Origin of the sequence: Sphingobium sp. B7D2B (genome assembly GCF_025961895.1) — a bacterium.
Classification (GTDB): Bacteria; Pseudomonadota; Alphaproteobacteria; order Sphingomonadales; family Sphingomonadaceae; genus Sphingobium.
The window spans coordinates 2,173,554-2,187,762 of sequence record NZ_JAOQOM010000001.1 but is presented as its reverse complement, the minus strand read 5'-3'; the positions used below and the strand labels follow the sequence as shown (position 1 = coordinate 2,187,762).

13 protein-coding genes and 3 tRNA genes are annotated in these 14,209 nt (G+C 66.0%); 12 read left to right on the top strand and 4 right to left on the bottom strand.

Annotation, left to right across the window (positions count from 1 at the left end):
• The first annotated feature begins 10 nt into the window (after nucleotides 1-10).
• The gene (locus M2341_RS10020) at nucleotides 11-691 is read left to right on the top strand and encodes a winged helix-turn-helix domain-containing protein (protein ID WP_264585127.1); all 681 of its coding nucleotides are present in this window, start codon (nucleotides 11-13) and stop codon (nucleotides 689-691) included.
• Entirely contained in the window at nucleotides 688-2,067 is a 1,380-nt protein-coding gene (locus tag M2341_RS10015; RefSeq protein ID WP_264585126.1) for a sensor histidine kinase, read from the top strand. Before M2341_RS10020 ends, M2341_RS10015 begins: the two co-directional genes overlap by 4 nt.
• A gap of 109 nt (nucleotides 2,068-2,176) precedes the next feature.
• Here the strand turns inward: M2341_RS10015 and M2341_RS10010 are convergent, their stop codons facing one another.
• Nucleotides 2,177-2,365, bottom strand: coding sequence for a hypothetical protein (locus tag M2341_RS10010; RefSeq protein WP_264570395.1), 189 nt, complete (start codon nucleotides 2,363-2,365; stop codon nucleotides 2,177-2,179).
• A 177-nt stretch (nucleotides 2,366-2,542) separates the two neighbouring features.
• Nucleotides 2,543-2,632, bottom strand: a tRNA-Ser gene (locus M2341_RS10005).
• Nucleotides 2,633-2,780: 148 nt separating this feature from the next.
• Between M2341_RS10005 and M2341_RS10000 the strand changes: the two genes are divergently transcribed.
• The 10 genes from M2341_RS10000 to M2341_RS09955 all read left to right on the top strand — a co-directional run bounded on the left by M2341_RS10000 (nucleotide 2,781) and on the right by M2341_RS09955 (nucleotide 11,908).
• Entirely contained in the window at nucleotides 2,781-3,863 is a 1,083-nt protein-coding gene (locus M2341_RS10000; protein ID WP_264585125.1) for a lytic transglycosylase domain-containing protein, read from the top strand.
• Nucleotides 3,864-3,960: 97 nt separating this feature from the next.
• Nucleotides 3,961-5,121 (top strand): D-alanyl-D-alanine carboxypeptidase family protein, encoded by a 1,161-nt coding sequence (locus M2341_RS09995; RefSeq protein WP_181559776.1) that lies wholly within the window; start codon nucleotides 3,961-3,963, stop codon nucleotides 5,119-5,121.
• Between the two features lie 8 nt (nucleotides 5,122-5,129).
• A complete protein-coding gene (gene tmk / locus M2341_RS09990; protein ID WP_264585124.1) occupies nucleotides 5,130-5,759 on the top strand; it encodes a dTMP kinase in 630 nt (209 codons plus the stop codon).
• Nucleotides 5,756-6,736, top strand: a complete 981-nt coding sequence (locus M2341_RS09985) for an AAA family ATPase (RefSeq protein ID WP_264585123.1) — start codon at nucleotides 5,756-5,758, stop codon at nucleotides 6,734-6,736. The genes tmk and M2341_RS09985 overlap by 4 nt, the downstream gene beginning before the upstream one ends.
• Before the next feature lie 240 nt (nucleotides 6,737-6,976).
• On the top strand, nucleotides 6,977-8,260 hold the full coding sequence (locus M2341_RS09980) for an Nramp family divalent metal transporter (RefSeq protein ID WP_264585122.1): 1,284 nt from the start codon (nucleotides 6,977-6,979) through the stop codon (nucleotides 8,258-8,260).
• Between the two features lie 126 nt (nucleotides 8,261-8,386).
• Nucleotides 8,387-9,964, top strand: a complete 1,578-nt coding sequence (metG, locus tag M2341_RS09975) for a methionine--tRNA ligase (RefSeq protein ID WP_264585121.1) — start codon at nucleotides 8,387-8,389, stop codon at nucleotides 9,962-9,964.
• On the top strand, nucleotides 9,951-10,733 hold the full coding sequence (locus M2341_RS09970) for a TatD family hydrolase (RefSeq protein ID WP_264585120.1): 783 nt from the start codon (nucleotides 9,951-9,953) through the stop codon (nucleotides 10,731-10,733). Before metG ends, M2341_RS09970 begins: the two co-directional genes overlap by 14 nt.
• A 4-nt stretch (nucleotides 10,734-10,737) precedes the next feature.
• Entirely contained in the window at nucleotides 10,738-11,511 is a 774-nt protein-coding gene (locus tag M2341_RS09965) for an MBL fold metallo-hydrolase (protein WP_264585119.1), read from the top strand.
• Between the two features lie 40 nt (nucleotides 11,512-11,551).
• A complete protein-coding gene (locus tag M2341_RS09960) occupies nucleotides 11,552-11,728 on the top strand; it encodes a hypothetical protein (protein ID WP_264585118.1) in 177 nt (58 codons plus the stop codon).
• Between the two features lie 93 nt (nucleotides 11,729-11,821).
• Nucleotides 11,822-11,908, top strand: a tRNA-Leu gene (locus M2341_RS09955).
• A 221-nt stretch (nucleotides 11,909-12,129) separates the two neighbouring features.
• Here the strand turns inward: M2341_RS09955 and M2341_RS09950 are convergent.
• Nucleotides 12,130-12,204, bottom strand: a tRNA-Glu gene (locus tag M2341_RS09950).
• A 77-nt stretch (nucleotides 12,205-12,281) separates the two neighbouring features.
• The gene (recJ, locus tag M2341_RS09945; protein WP_264585117.1) at nucleotides 12,282-14,030 is read right to left on the bottom strand and encodes a single-stranded-DNA-specific exonuclease RecJ; all 1,749 of its coding nucleotides are present in this window, start codon (nucleotides 14,028-14,030) and stop codon (nucleotides 12,282-12,284) included.
• Between the last annotated feature and the right edge of the window lie 179 nt (nucleotides 14,031-14,209).

Genomic DNA, 14,209 nt, shown 5'->3' with positions numbered 1-14,209 from the left:
GGACGTTGGAATGGGCAGAAAAATACTCCTGGTCGAAGATGATCGTGCGACGGCCGAGTTCATCCTGAAGGGGCTGGCCGAGCATGGCCATGTCGGCGATCACAGCGCGGATGGGCGCGACGGCCTCTTCATGGCGACCGATGGCGGCTATGACGCGATCATTCTCGACCGGATGCTGCCGGGCATGGATGGCATGGCCGTGCTGGGTGCGCTGCGTGCTGCCGGAATCGAAACACCAGTGATCCTGCTTACTGCGCTCGGCTCCGTCGACGACCGCGTGACAGGGCTGACGGCCGGAGCCGACGATTATCTCGTCAAACCCTTCGCCTTTGCCGAACTGCTCGCCCGGCTGGAACTGCTGATGCGCAAGCGCGGCCATGGTACATCCGTGGAGACGACCCTTGCCTGCAGCGATCTCCACATGGACCTGCTCAAGCGCACGGTACAGCGCGGCGGCCGACGCATCGAGCTGCAGCCGCGCGAATTCCGGCTGCTCGAATATCTGATGCGCTACGCAGGGCAGGTCGTCACCCGCACGATGTTGCTCGAAGGCGTGTGGGATTATCATTTCGACCCCGGCACCAACGTCATCGACGTGCATGTCAGCCGCTTGCGCCGGAAGATCGATGTCGAGGGCGATGCCCCCCTGATTCACACCGTGCGCGGCGCGGGCTACCGGCTGGGCGAATGAGTCGACCGGTTGTCGCATCCGGGGCGGGCCTACGCTGGCTGCGCTCGTCGCATGTCCGCTTCATGGGCTGGATATTGCTGCTGGAGCTGGTCTTCGGCGCGGCATTGCTGGCCTCGGTCACGCAGTTCGTGCGCGCCGACCTCGCGGCGGCCGACCGCAGCATCGCCGTTGAGGATCGCGACAGCCTGCTGATGATCGGCCGGGACGAAGGTGCGCAGGCGCTGAACCGGGCGATCGCCGAGCGAACGGCGGAAGATGACGATGCCCTCATTCTGCTCGTGGATCGCAACGGGCGCAAAGTGGCGGGAAACCTCTCGGACTGGCCGCCCAATGTCACGGCCGAGGCGGGCTGGACGCGCGCCGAGCTTTATCGGCTGGGAGATGCAGAGCCTGCCCCCTTCGGCATCACCGCCGCGCGGCTGGGCGATGGGCGCCGCTTGCTCGTCGGCCGCCGCGCCGAGGCCAGCGATCAAATCCGCCAGACCGTCCACGAGGCCCTGCTGACCGCGCTGGCGCTCGCTTTGCCGCTCGCGCTCGCCGGCGCCTGGTTCGTGGTGCAGATCATCGATCGGCGGATCGGACACATCGCCGCGACGGCAGAGGGCGTCAGCGCGGGTGATATCGAGCAGCGCGTGCCGCTGCACGGTTCCGGGGACAGCTTCGACCGGTTGGGGGAGGCGATCAATGGGATGCTGGACAGGATCGGCAGCCTGATCGGCGAACTGCGCACGGTCACCGATAGCATGGCGCACGATCTGCGCTCGCCATTGACCCGCCTGCGCGCACGAATCGACCGGGCGCTGGAGACGGACGATCCGGCCGCGATGCGCGCGACCATCGAGGGCATCAGCCGCGAGGCGGACCAGTTGCTCGCCATGCTCACCACCGCGCTGGAGATCAGCCGCGCAGAAGCGGGCATCGGGCGCGAGCGCTTCCGGCCCACGCTGCTGGGCGAGATGCTCGCCGATCTGGAAGACTTGTACGCGCCGCTAGTCGAGGAGCAAGGCCGCAGCCTTTCCATCGCAATCGAGCGGCCGGTCGAGGCCAGCGTCCATCGGGAGTTGCTGGGTCAGGCGCTGGCCAACCTCCTCGACAATGCGCTCAAATACGGCGCGGGTGCGATGACGCTGTATCTGGATCGCGAGGGCGCAGACGTGCTGATCGGTCTTGCCGATGAAGGGTCGGGCATCGCGCCGGATCGGGAAGCAGAGGCCCTGCGGCGCTTCGGTCGGCTGGATGCCGCGCGGGGGCAGGCCGGGGCAGGCCTTGGATTATCGCTGGTCGCGGCCGTGGCGCGCATGCATGGCGGTCAGGTCCGTTTCACCCGCCGCCATGGTCTGTTCGCGGTTGAAATTCTCATCGGCGTGGGAGGCTGAGCGGCCTTCGGTCTGCTTCCGCTGCCGACAGGATCATGCCTGTTCGATGAAGCGGTCGACCGGAGCCATGCGGGCAAGGGGAGGGACGGCATGGCTCCGGTGACGGGGGTCACTTCTTGTCGGTCGTGCTCTTGGCCGGGGCAGCGAGCGATGCAGTCGTCGTGCTCTTGGCGGGCTTGGCGGGCTTGGCCACCTTGTGATGGCTCTCCTTCGCCGGTGCCGTCTTGGCCGACGCGACAACCGGCGTGGCGATGGCTGCGAGGGATGCCAGGCCGGCAATGATCAGGCGACGGTTCATGAGGGTATCTCCTTCAACAAGCGACCCTTCGTGGATCGCAAGCCCCTTATGGCCCCGCGCACCGAACCGGAGCATGGCGCCTGCATGAACTTTTGGACATGTGGGGAATCGGGGTGGCGCAAGATCCATTGCCGCCAAAGACTAGCGACCGGAAGAGAAAGCCCGCGTGAGAAGATTTGGCGGACAGGGTGGGATTCGAACCCACGGTGAGCTTCCACCCACGGCGGTTTTCAAGACCGCTGCCTTAAACCACTCGGCCACCTGTCCGTTGTCCCGCGCCCTAGTCGAAACTGTTCGGCAAAGGAAGCCCGCGCGAACCGAGGATTGTAGCGCGGGCGGTTCGTCGCAGGGGCGATGCGCCCAATTGCGGAGGCTTGCCTTGCGCGCCCTGCGTCAACTCTGCCAATATGCATCGATGACAACGCATTCGCTTCGCCGCCGGCTCCTGCCGCTATGCGGTCTCGCTCTTGGTCTTTCCCTCGCGGCGCAGGTTCCTGCAAATGCGCAGGCGCTGCCATCGTCGAACGATCCGGTGGATGGGCAGACGGCGGCCGGGTTTACGGGCTATCTGGAGAGCCTGCGGGGCAAGGCGCGGGCGCAGGGCGTGAGCGATGCGACATTCGACCGTGCAATTGCCGGGCTGAGCTTCAATCCGCGCGTCGCGGCGCTGGATCGCGGTAATCTGCCGACAGCCGACAATGCCCCGATCCCCGATTTCGAGCCCTATCGCCAGCGCCATATCGATGCGCGGAAGATTGCCCGCGGCCGCGCGGTCTATAATGCCAATCGCGCGCTGCTGGTGGCGATCGAGCGCGATACGGGCGTACCGGAGGAGATCATGGTCGCGATTTACGGCCATGAGACGAATTACGGCACGATCAGCGGCGATTTCGACCTGCTCCGCTCGCTGGCGACGCTGGCTTATGAAGGGCGCCGGCGTGCGCTGTTCGAGCCGGAACTACTGGCTGTGATGTCGATGATGCAACGCGGCGTTCCGCGTGAGCGGCTGGTCGGCAGCTATGCTGGCGCGTTTGGCTATCCGCAGTTCCTGCCCAGCGTCTATCTGCGCGATGCGGTGGATGCCGATGGTGACGGGACGCCCAACATCTGGTCGAGCGAGCCCGATGCGCTGGCCTCCATCGCCAATTATTTCCAGCGTGCCGGCTGGCGCAAGGGTGAGCCATGGGGCGTCGCGGTGCGGCTGCCGACCGGGTTCGACCGCGGGCGGATCACCAGCACGCTCAATCCGACGCGCTGCCCGCGCGTGTTCGGTCGTCACAGTCGCTGGCTCTCGATGCGCGAGTGGCAGGCGCTCGGGATCGTGCCGGAGGGCGGCTCCTGGCCGGATGGCAGCATTCAGGCGACGCTGATCGAGCCGGATGGCCCGGGCAAGACAGCCTATCTGCTCACTGGCAATTACCGCGTGATCCTCGACTACAACTGCTCGAACTTCTACGCGCTGTCCGTCGGCCTACTGGCTGATGCGGTGCGGCCCTGATCCGGGGCTAGGCAGAGCCATGGCGGATGGCTAAGGACGGAGCGAAGCCGCGATGCCCGCAGGGCGCGCGATGACCTGTCAACGACCGGATTTTCCCATGCGCGCACTTCTGCCGATTGCCCTCGTCCTGCCGCTCTTCCTGTCCGCCGCGCAGGCGAACACGCCAAGCTACACCTCCGAGGCCTCCGTGGCCTATATGGTCGATCTGTCGTCCGGCCGGGTGCTGTTCGACAAGGATGCGGACCGGCGGATGCCGCCGGCCTCCATGGCCAAGATGATGACTGCGCATGTGGCGTTCAATCTCATCAAGCAGGGCAAGCTGCGGCTCGACCAGAAGTTCACCGTCCGTCCGGAAACCTGGCGCAAGTGGCACAGCCAGGGCTCGACCATGTTCCTCTCCGTCAACGAGGAGGTCTCTGTCGAGAACCTGCTGCACGGCATCGTCACGCTCTCGGGCAATGATGCCTGCGTGGTGCTGGCCGAGGGCATTGCTGGCTCGGAAGAGGCGTTCACCGATCTCATGAATGCCGAAGCCAAGCGGCTGGGCATGACCAACAGCCATTTTGCGAACACCACCGGTTGGCCCGACGAAGGCCGCACCTACACCACCGCGCGCGATCTCGCGACGCTGGCCCGCAACACGCTGGAAGAGACGCCGGACCTCTACAAGCAGTTCTACACGGTCAAATCCTTCACCTGGGGCCAGACCATGGGCGGATCGGAGATCAGCCAGGCCAATCGCAACCCGATTCTCGGGCGTGTGGATGGCGCGGATGGCCTCAAGACCGGCCATACCGAGGAGGCGGGCTACGGCTTCACCGGCTCGGCCCAGCAGAATGGCCGCCGTCTCGTGATGGTCGTCGCGGGCCTCACCAGCTTCAATGGCCGCGTCGAGGAATCGGTGCGCTTCATGGATTGGGGCTTCAAGGCCTGGCGGTCCAAACCGCTGGCCAAGAAGGGCGTTACCCTGGGGCAGGCGCAGGTCCAGGGCGGCTGGGCCCGCTCGGTCGATCTGGTGACGCCGCGCGATCTCGTCGCGACCGTGCCGATTGCGGCGGCGAATGGCGAGATCAAGGCGCGTGTCGTCTATCGCGGCCCGATCAAGGCGCCGATCGCGCAGGGGCAGGAGATCGCGCAGCTCGTGGTGGATGCCGGTGACGGGACTACGCAGACCTTGCCGCTTGTAGCCAAGGAAGCTGTCGCCGAAGGCGGCTTCTTCGCTCGCCTGTGGAACGGCTTCCTCTCCTTCTTTAGCTGAGTACCGACATGACGCGCGGCCGCTTCATCACGCTGGAAGGCGGCGAGGGCGTCGGCAAGTCCACGCAGGCCCGTCTGCTCGCAGAGGCGCTTGAGGCGCGCGGCATCGAGACAGTGCTGACCCGCGAGCCCGGTGGCAGCGAGGGCGCCGAGGCCATTCGCGGGTTGCTGCTCTCCGGTGCGGCGGATCGCTGGAGCGTGCGCGCCGAGGCGCTGCTGTTCGCTGCGGCCCGGGCCGATCATGCCGAGCGCACCATTCTGCCGGCCGTGGAGGCCGGCAAATGGGTGATCTGCGACCGTTTTCTGGACAGCAGCCGTGCCTATCAGGGCGTGGGCGGCGTGCTGAGCGACGACGACATTCTGACCCTCCACCGCATCGGCTCGGGCGGGCTGTTGCCGGATCGGACCCTGCTGCTTGCCCTGCCGCTCGATGAGAGCAGCGAACGGGCCGGCGCGCGGGATGCCGGGGCGGCGGACCGGATCGGCGGGCGCGATGCTGAGTTTCATCGCGATGTGGCCGAGTCCTTCCGTCGGTTCGCAGCCGCTGAACCTGCGCGTTTCCGGGACATTGATGCCAGCGGATCGATGGAGACGGTGCGCGACCGGCTGCTGGCCGCGCTCGCCGACTGGCTGCGATGACGCGCTGGCTCGGCCATGACGAGCAGATCGCGACGCTGATCGAGGCGAGCGCGACGACGCGTCTGCATCATGGCTGGATCTTCGCCGGCCCGCGAGGCCTGGGCAAGGCCGGGATCGCCTATGATTTCGCCCGGCGGCTGCTGGTGAGCGGGGCGGGGCGTCCCGTCCCGTCGGATCGGCTTGCGCCGGACCCCACAGACTCGGCTATGCGCCTGTTCGATGGCGGCGCCCATCCCGATTTCATGCGGCTCGAACGACTTGAGCGTGACAGCAAGACTGACAGCGGCGCACTCGCCCGCAACATCACCGTCGATCAGGTGCGCAGCCTCTCGCGGCTGCTGCACAGCGCGCCCTCCATGGGCAGCCGGCGTGTCGTGCTGATCGACAGCGCGGATGATCTGGAGGCGGGCGCGGCCAACGCCCTGCTCAAGAGCCTGGAAGAGCCGCCGACGGGTGCGATCTTCCTGCTCGTGGCGCATCGGCCCGGTCGCTTGCTGCCCACCATCCGCTCGCGCTGCCGGGTGATGCGCTTCGCACCGCTGGATGATGCGAGCATGGCACAGGCGCTGGCGACCGCGCTGCCGGAGGTGCCAGAGCCTGAGCGCGCCGCGCTGGCGGCCAGTGCCGAGGGATCGCCGGGGCAGGCGATCGCCAATCGCGATCTGGATCTGCCCGGGCTGGAGCGCGCGCTCGATGCCATCGCGCAGGGTGGACGCGGTGGGGAAGGCGCCCGCGCCGGCCTGATGAGCGCGCTCTCGGGTGTCGCGGCGCGCCCACGCCTCGAAGCCTTTGTCGATCTTGTGCCGCGCTACATTGCCCGCCGTCTGCGGGGTGCGCCCGCGTCCAGCCTCGGTCCCGGCATCGCCGCCTATGAAGAAGCCCAGCGCCTCGGCGCCGGCGCTGTCACCCCGCTGCAGCTCGAACCCGGCGCGCTGGTCTACACCCTGTGCGAGACCGTGGCGCGCGCGGTGCGATAGGCGCTCGCTGGCCTTTCTGAATAGGGTGCTCCTGCGAAGGCAGGAGCCCAGGGCCAAACCGACGAGCCTAGCCGCCCTAGGCTCCTGCCTTCGCAGGAGCGCATCCAAGCGTACATCATCGGCTCGCTCCGCAGGAAAATCACCACACCGCCAAAATCGCGCTATACCCCTCGCGGACGGCAAGTGTGGGGGACTGACAGGATGGCGAGCGAGCACAGGCAAAACCGAGATGCGCGCGACTTGCCTTCCACACCGATAGACGAAACCCCGCCCGTCGGACTGGAGCGCTGGAAACGGCTCGGCCCCGGCATCGTCGTGGCCGCGACCGGCGTGGGCGCGGGCGATCTTGTCGCCACGCTCGTTGCCGGCGCGCGTTTTGGCTATGCGTTGCTCTGGGCCGCCGTCATCGGCTGCATCATCAAGATCGCGCTGGCCGAGGCGACCGGGCGCTATCATCTCGCCACCGGATCGACGATGCTGCAGGGCTGGCGCTCGCTTGGCCATTGGACGAGCTGGTATTTCGGCATCTACATCCTGATCTGGGGCTTTGTGTATGGCGGCACGGCGATGAGCGCGACGGCGCTGCCGCTCGCCGCGATGTTCCCGGGGTTATTGCCGTTCTGGGCGTGGGGCATGGCCTCGGGCCTCGCCGGCGCGCTGTTCGTCCTGTTCAATCGCTATGCGGCGTTCGAGGCCGTGATGAAGCTGCTGATCGGCGTCATGTTCGTCGTCGTTGTCGGGCTTGCGATCCTCGTCATGCCGGATCTCGACGCAGCACTGGTCGGCCTCGCGCCCACGCTGCCGGAGGGCTCGGCCATTTACACCTTGGGGCTCATCGGCGGCGTCGGCGGCACGATCACGCTCGCGGCCTATGGCTATTGGGTCAACGCAAAGGGTTGGCGCTCCCCAGCCTGGATCCCGATGATGCGGTTCGACAATCGCGTGGCCTATGTCGCGACAGGGGTCTTCGTGATAGCCATGCTCATCGTCGGTGCCGAACTGCTCTACACCGCGCAGATCGCGCTTTCCGGCGGTGATCGGGGCCTGCTCGATCTGGGGGCGGTGCTGGAAGCGCGCTTCGGGCGCACCGTGGCGACCTTGTTCCTCATCGGGTTCGCGGCGACGACCTTTTCGTCGGTGCTCGGCGTCTGGCAAGGCGTGTCGCTGCTGTTCGCGGACTTCGTCCGCAGTATCCGGGCGGAGCGAGCGGGGGAGACTGCCGTGCATGATCCGGCCATCGCGGCGACGCTGGACCGGACGCCGGCCTTCCGCTTCTATGTCCTCTGGCTCACCTTCCCGCCCATGCTCCTGCTGTTTCTGGGCCAGCCTTTTGCGCTCATCATCGCTTATGGCGCGTTCGGCGCCTTCTTCATGCCCTTCCTCGCCGTCACGCTCATGTGGCTGCTGAATTCGAAAGCCGTGCCAGCGCAATGGCGCTCGGGCTGGTGGTCGAACCTGATGCTGGGGCTGGCTTCGCTGTTATTTGCGGTGTTGTGCGTGGATCAGATCCGCTCGCTGCTATAGGTCACGGCTTTCCGCGCGGCGCTGTGCTGGGAGGTCGGAGAGGAGTCTAGGCATCCTCCCTGTACCCGGCTAGAGAAGCCGCAAGCGAAAGCCGCGCCTCAGACGGCCCTTATCCAGCAGGACATCATGCCCAAACCCTTCACCATTACCACGGCGATCAGTTACCCCAATGGCCGCCCGCATATCGGCCATGCCTATGAAGCAATCGCGACGGACGCCTTCGCCCGCGCGGCCCGGATGATGGGGCGGGACGTGTTCTTCCAGACAGGCACCGACGAGCATGGCCTCAAAATGGCGCAGGCCGCCCGTGCGCGCGGCGTTGAGCCCGTCGTCCTGGCCGATGAGATGTCAGGCTATTTCAGGGAGATGGATGATCTTCTGAACATCAGCTATGATCGCTTCATTCGCACTAGTGAGCCTGCCCATCATGTCGCAAGCCAGGCCATTTGGCAGGCGATGGTCGACAATGGCGACCTGTATCTCGATCGCTATGAAGGTTGGTACTCGGTCCGCGATGAGGCCTATTATGATGAAAGCGAGCTAAGTGTCAGCGGTGGCGGGGAAAAGCTCTCTCCGCAGGGCACGCCGGTGGAGTGGACCGTGGAGGAAAGCTGGTTCTTCCGCCTCTCGGCCTATCAGGACCGCCTGCTCGCGCTGTATCTCGATCAGCCGGACTTCATTCAGCCCGAGAGCCGCCGCAACGAAATTCTCCGTTTCGTGGAGGGCGGGCTGCGCGATTTGTCCGTCTCTCGCACCAGCTTCGATTGGGGCGTGAAGGTCCCCGGCTCGCCGGATCACGTCATGTATGTGTGGGTGGATGCGCTCACAAACTATCTCACAGGTTGCGGCTATCCCTCTGATCCAGAACGCATGGCGCGCTACTGGGCGGAAGGGGGCGATATCGTCCACATCATCGGCAAGGATATCGTACGCTTCCACACGGTCTACTGGCCGGCCTTCCTGATGAGCGCGAAATTGCCTTTGCCGAAAACGGTGTTCGGCCACGGCTTCCTGCTCAACCGCGGCGAGAAGATGTCCAAGTCGCTGGGTAATGTTGCCGATCCGGTCGAGCTGGCCGAGGCCTACGGCGTCGATCCTCTCCGCTACTTCCTGCTGGCCGAGGTCGGCTTCGGCAATGATGGCAGCTATAGCGCGGAAGCCATTGTTCATAAATCGAATACCGAGCTTGGAAACGCCTTCGGTAATCTCGCCCAGCGCGTGCTGAGCTTCATTGCCAAGAATATGGAAGGCCGTGTGCCCACACCGGCACCCAATGCCGATGACGAGGCCTTGCTGGCGCAGGTGCGGCAGATTGCCATGCAGGATGTTCCCGGTGCATTCGAGCGCTTCGCCCCGCATGAGGCGATCCAGGCCTGGCTGCGCGCGGCCTATGCCTGCAATGCCTATGTCGACGCGCAGGCCCCTTGGGCGCTCCGCAAGACCGATCCAGCCCGTATGGAGGCCGTGCTGGCGACGCTCTACGTCTGTATTGCCACCCTGGCCGTCTCGGCACTGCCGGTCATCCCGCGCAGCGCAGAGGAACTGCTCGACCGCATGGGGCTGCCCCAGGATGCGCGCACCTTCAGCGCCATCGGCACGGACTGGTACACGCCGCTGCGCGCGAGCGGCCATGTCGTCGGCCCGCAGCAGCCGCTCTTCCCCCGCCTTGAACCCCCGCAGCGGAAGCCTGATGCTCGTCGATAGCCATTGTCACCTCAATTATGAGGGGCTGGTGGAGGATCAGCCCGCCGTCCTCGCCCGTGCGCGTGCGGCGGGGGTGGGCACGATGCTCAACATCTCCACCCGCGAGCGGGAGTGGGCCGCGATTATCGGACTGGCCGAGCGCGAGGCGGACGTCTGGGCGAGCGTCGGCATTCATCCGCATGAGGCGGACAGCCATGCCCATGTCGATACCGCCAAGCTTGTGGCCGCTGCGGCCAATCCCCGTGTCGTCGGTATCGGCGAGACCGGGCTAGATTATTATTACGACCATAGCGATCGCGCCCAGCAGCAGACGAGCTTTCGCGCCCATATCGCCGCCGCGCGCGAGACCGGTCTGCCGATCATCATCCACACCCGGGATGCCGAGGCGGACACCGCCGCTATTCTGCGGGACGAAATGGGGCAGGGCGCGTTCACCGGGGTGATCCACTGTTTCACCGCCAGCGATGCCTTTGCCGATATCGCGCTGGATCTCGGCCTGTTCATTAGCATTTCCGGTATTGTGACCTTCAAGAACGCCAAGGCGTTGCAGCAGACGGCGGCGCGCATCCCGGCCGACCGCTTGCTCGTGGAGACGGATTCGCCCTTCCTCGCGCCGGTGCCGCACCGCGGACGGCCCTGCGAGCCAGCGTTCGTCGCCGATACCGCGCGCTTCCTGGCCGATCTCCGTGGCGAGCCTCTGGAGGCGCTGACGCAGGCAACGACGCGCAACTTCTTCACCCTTTTCTCCCGCGCCGCGCCGGTCGCGTGACGCCATGACGCTCAAGCTGGTCATGTTGGGGAGCGGCACCTCCTCGGGGGTTCCGCGCATCGGCAATGATTGGGGGCAGTGCGATCCCGCCGAGCCGCGCAATCGCCGCACCCGCGTCTCGATCCTTGTCGAGAGCGCGACCACGCGGTTGCTGGTCGATACCTCCCCGGATTTCCGCGCGCAGATGCTGTCGGCCGATGTCGTGCATCTGGATGCCGTCTTCTGGACCCACGACCATGCCGATCACTGCCACGGCATCGATGATCTGCGCCAGATCATGCATCATCGCGGCACCCCTGTGCCCGGCTATGGTCACAAGGCGACCATGGCGGCGTTGCGCAGCCGTTTCGATTATGCGTTCGACGGGCGAGAGGGCTATCGCGCGACCATCGCGGGCCATGATTTGCCCGACCAGGGGGTGACGGTGGGTGACGTCGCGGTCACCCATGTCGATCAGCCCCATGGCTTCATCTCCTCAAGCGGCTTCCGATTCTCGTGCGGGGGTCGGTCGCTGGCCTATGCCACGGATTTTCATGAGATGACTGATGCGATGGTCTCGCTCTATGCGGGCGTGGATTGTCTCGTCATCGATGCGCTGCGCGAGCGGCCGCACCCGACCCACGCCCATCTGGCTCTGACGCTGGAGGCGATCGCGCGGATACGTCCCGGCCGTGCCATCCTCACCCACATGGATAACAGCATGGACTATGCACGTCTGCGCACCATGCTTCCCGAAGGCGTCGAGCCCGGCTACGATGGTCTGACCGCCCTGATCTGATCTCCCTTCGCGGGCGTCCGTTTCAGCAGGAGAGTTGGCCATGGCCGATATGATTGCGCACAGCCTCTGGTTCGTCCTGGCCTTCGTCCTCGTCGGCAGCAGCCTGGCCCTGCGCCGCCTCCCGCTCCACCATCTGGTGAAGATGATCCTCATCTGGATCGCGATTTTCGCGGCTGTCTGGATCGTCGTTCTGGCCTTCCGCGGCCTCTCTGGCTGACCCCGACACAATATTTTGCATCAATCCCATCTTATCTGTTCGAGGCTGTTGACACCCCCGAACAGCCCCCCTAAAGCGCCGGTCCTACCCCGTGCCCAGATGGCGGAATTGGTAGACGCACCAGCTTCAGGTGCTGGCGATCGCAAGGTCGTGGAGGTTCGAGTCCTCTTCTGGGCACCATTTTTCTGACACCCCAAATAGCGATCATTTCGCTCTTCCCGCGCTCGGGAAGGGGTTTGGGCGCTGTGACTTTTCCCTTGTAGCCTGCCCTCTGGGATCGCGCGAAATTTCGCGGTCGCGAGCCATACATGCGCGTATCCGATCACCGAAGGGATGATCGCAGGTCAAGAATCTGTTTTGGGAGATGAAGGGCTTTTCCAAGCCTGCCCAGCCGGGAAGGATGGTGACCCCTACGGGAATCGAACCCGTGTTTCAGCCGTGAGAGGGCCGCGTCCTGACCGCTAGACGAAGGGGCCACTGAGCGAGCGATGTGTATCGCTGCCGTGAGAGGGCGCCTTTACGGGGATGGTCTGGCGCGGTCAAGGCCATTTGCTCAGGCGATGGCAAGATCCTCGATATGCAGCTCGGCGGCGGGGCGTGGACCCCAATCATCGATCTTGGCGCGGCCGGCGAGCCAGAAGCGCGTGCCGGGGCGGGAGGAGAGCAGCATCTGCCCCAGCTCGGTCTCTGCCTGGCGGAAGGCCATGGCCTTGAGCGAACGGCCATCCTCGCCCGCCACGATGGCGCGCACATGGCTTGTCCCGACGATATCCGCGCGCACGACGCGCACCGGACCCAGCGCAACGCGGGGCGCGGGCCAGCCATTGCCGAAGGGGCCGGCCTGTTCCATCGACTGGATCAGCGCCGGCGTCAGTCCGGCCGGCGCGACCAGCAGGTCGATGAGGAGGGCGCGGGCGGTGGCGGCGCGGGCGACATCCTCGCGCAGCCGCTCCTCCAGAAACTCCGCCAGCGCGGTCACATGCTCGCGGCGAACGGTAAGCCCAGCCGCCATGGCATGCCCGCCGCCTGCCATGAGCAGCCCGTGGTCCTTGGCGGCCAGAATGGCCGCGCCCAGATCGACACCGGTAATGGAGCGTCCCGAGCCCTTGCCGATGCCGTCCTCGTCAATGGCGATGACGATGGCCGGGCGGGTGATCTTTTCCTTCAGGCGCCCGGCCACGATGCCGATTACGCCCGGATGCCACAGATCGCCGGCGATCACGGCGACGGAGCGCTCGCCCAGCTCTGCGAGAAGGGCCTCGGCTTCCTCCTGCACGGTCGCCTCGATCGCACGCCGCTCCTGATTGAGGTGGTCAAGCTCTGCGGCGAGCATGGCGGCTTCATCGAGGTCGGTGGTGGTGAGCAGGCGCACGCCCAGATCCGAGCGGCCCACACGCCCGCCGGCATTGATGCGCGGTCCCAAGGCAAAGCCCAGGTCCGAGCATTGCGGAGCACGCTCCAGCCGGCTCGCGGAAAGCAGGGCGTTGAGGCCGATATTGCCGCGCCGCGCCATCGTCTTGAGCCCTTGGGCGACAAAGGCGCGGTTGAGGCCCCGAATGGGCGCCACATCTGCGACGGTGCCCAGCGCGACCAGATCGAGCAGGTCCAGCAAGCGCGGTTCCGGGCGGGCGGCGAACCAGCCCCGCGCGCGCAAGGTGCGGACCAGCGCGGCACCGAGCAGGAAGGCGACGCCAACCGCGGCGAGATGGCCATGGCCGGCGGCCTCGTCGGCCTCATCGAGCCGATTAGGGTTGACCAGCGCGAGGGCAGGGGGGAGCGAGGCGGCGCATTTGTGGTGATCGACGACGATGACATCCAATCCCACGGCGCGCGCGGCCTCCAGCGCGGCAAAGGCCTGGGCGCCGCAATCGACCGTGACGACAAGGCTGGCACCGCTGCGTGCCAGTGCCACCAGCGCCTCTCCAGATGGGCCATAGCCCTCCATCAGTCGGTCGGGGATGTAAACGCCGGCATCAAGCCCGAGCTCGCGCAGCAGCCGGACGAGCAGGGCCGCGCTCGTCGCGCCGTCCACGTCGTAGTCGCCAAAGATAGTCACCGATTCCCGGTCTATGACGGCCGCGGCGAGCCGCTCGGCGGCGCGGTCCATATCCTGGAAGATGGACGGATCGGGCAGGAAGCTGCGGATGGTCGGCGCCCGTTCGCGCTCCAGGCTGTCATGCGTGCACCCCCGCGCGCGCAGCAGATCGTCCACGAGATTGCCGCCGCTGCCGCACGGCTCAGGCCCGCGCCAACGCCAGGCACGGCCGGTGAGCGAGCGATCGATATCCAGAGCAAAGCGCATGGCGCCACCTTAGCCGAGCTTATGGGGGAAAGGATAGGAGCGTCGTGATAGGGGCGGGTTAGTCTTCGCCGCGTGCTGGGTAGGGTCTGAGGTGCGCCGCAGGCGCGTGCCGAGGAGCCGTATCGAAGCATCGAATCCTTCGATACGCCGCTTCGACAGGCACAGCAGCTACTCAGGAC

What these genes read in the sequence shown, in the direction of transcription:
- M2341_RS09985 (WP_264585123.1), top strand. Translation starts at nt 5,756, where the DNA reads ATGACGCGCTGGCTCGGCCATGACGAGCAGATCGCGACGCTGATCGAG.
- recJ (WP_264585117.1), bottom strand. Translation starts at nt 14,030, where the DNA reads ATGCGCTTTGCTCTGGATATCGATCGCTCGCTCACCGGCCGTGCCTGG.
- M2341_RS09995 (WP_181559776.1), top strand. Translation starts at nt 3,961, where the DNA reads ATGCGCGCACTTCTGCCGATTGCCCTCGTCCTGCCGCTCTTCCTGTCC.
- M2341_RS10010 (WP_264570395.1), bottom strand. Translation starts at nt 2,365, where the DNA reads ATGAACCGTCGCCTGATCATTGCCGGCCTGGCATCCCTCGCAGCCATC.
- tmk (WP_264585124.1), top strand. Translation starts at nt 5,130, where the DNA reads ATGACGCGCGGCCGCTTCATCACGCTGGAAGGCGGCGAGGGCGTCGGC.
- metG (WP_264585121.1), top strand. Translation starts at nt 8,387, where the DNA reads ATGCCCAAACCCTTCACCATTACCACGGCGATCAGTTACCCCAATGGC.
- M2341_RS09970 (WP_264585120.1), top strand. Translation starts at nt 9,951, where the DNA reads ATGCTCGTCGATAGCCATTGTCACCTCAATTATGAGGGGCTGGTGGAG.
- M2341_RS09960 (WP_264585118.1), top strand. Translation starts at nt 11,552, where the DNA reads ATGGCCGATATGATTGCGCACAGCCTCTGGTTCGTCCTGGCCTTCGTC.
- M2341_RS10020 (WP_264585127.1), top strand. Translation starts at nt 11, where the DNA reads ATGGGCAGAAAAATACTCCTGGTCGAAGATGATCGTGCGACGGCCGAG.
- M2341_RS10015 (WP_264585126.1), top strand. Translation starts at nt 688, where the DNA reads ATGAGTCGACCGGTTGTCGCATCCGGGGCGGGCCTACGCTGGCTGCGC.
- M2341_RS09965 (WP_264585119.1), top strand. Translation starts at nt 10,738, where the DNA reads ATGACGCTCAAGCTGGTCATGTTGGGGAGCGGCACCTCCTCGGGGGTT.
- M2341_RS10000 (WP_264585125.1), top strand. Translation starts at nt 2,781, where the DNA reads ATGACAACGCATTCGCTTCGCCGCCGGCTCCTGCCGCTATGCGGTCTC.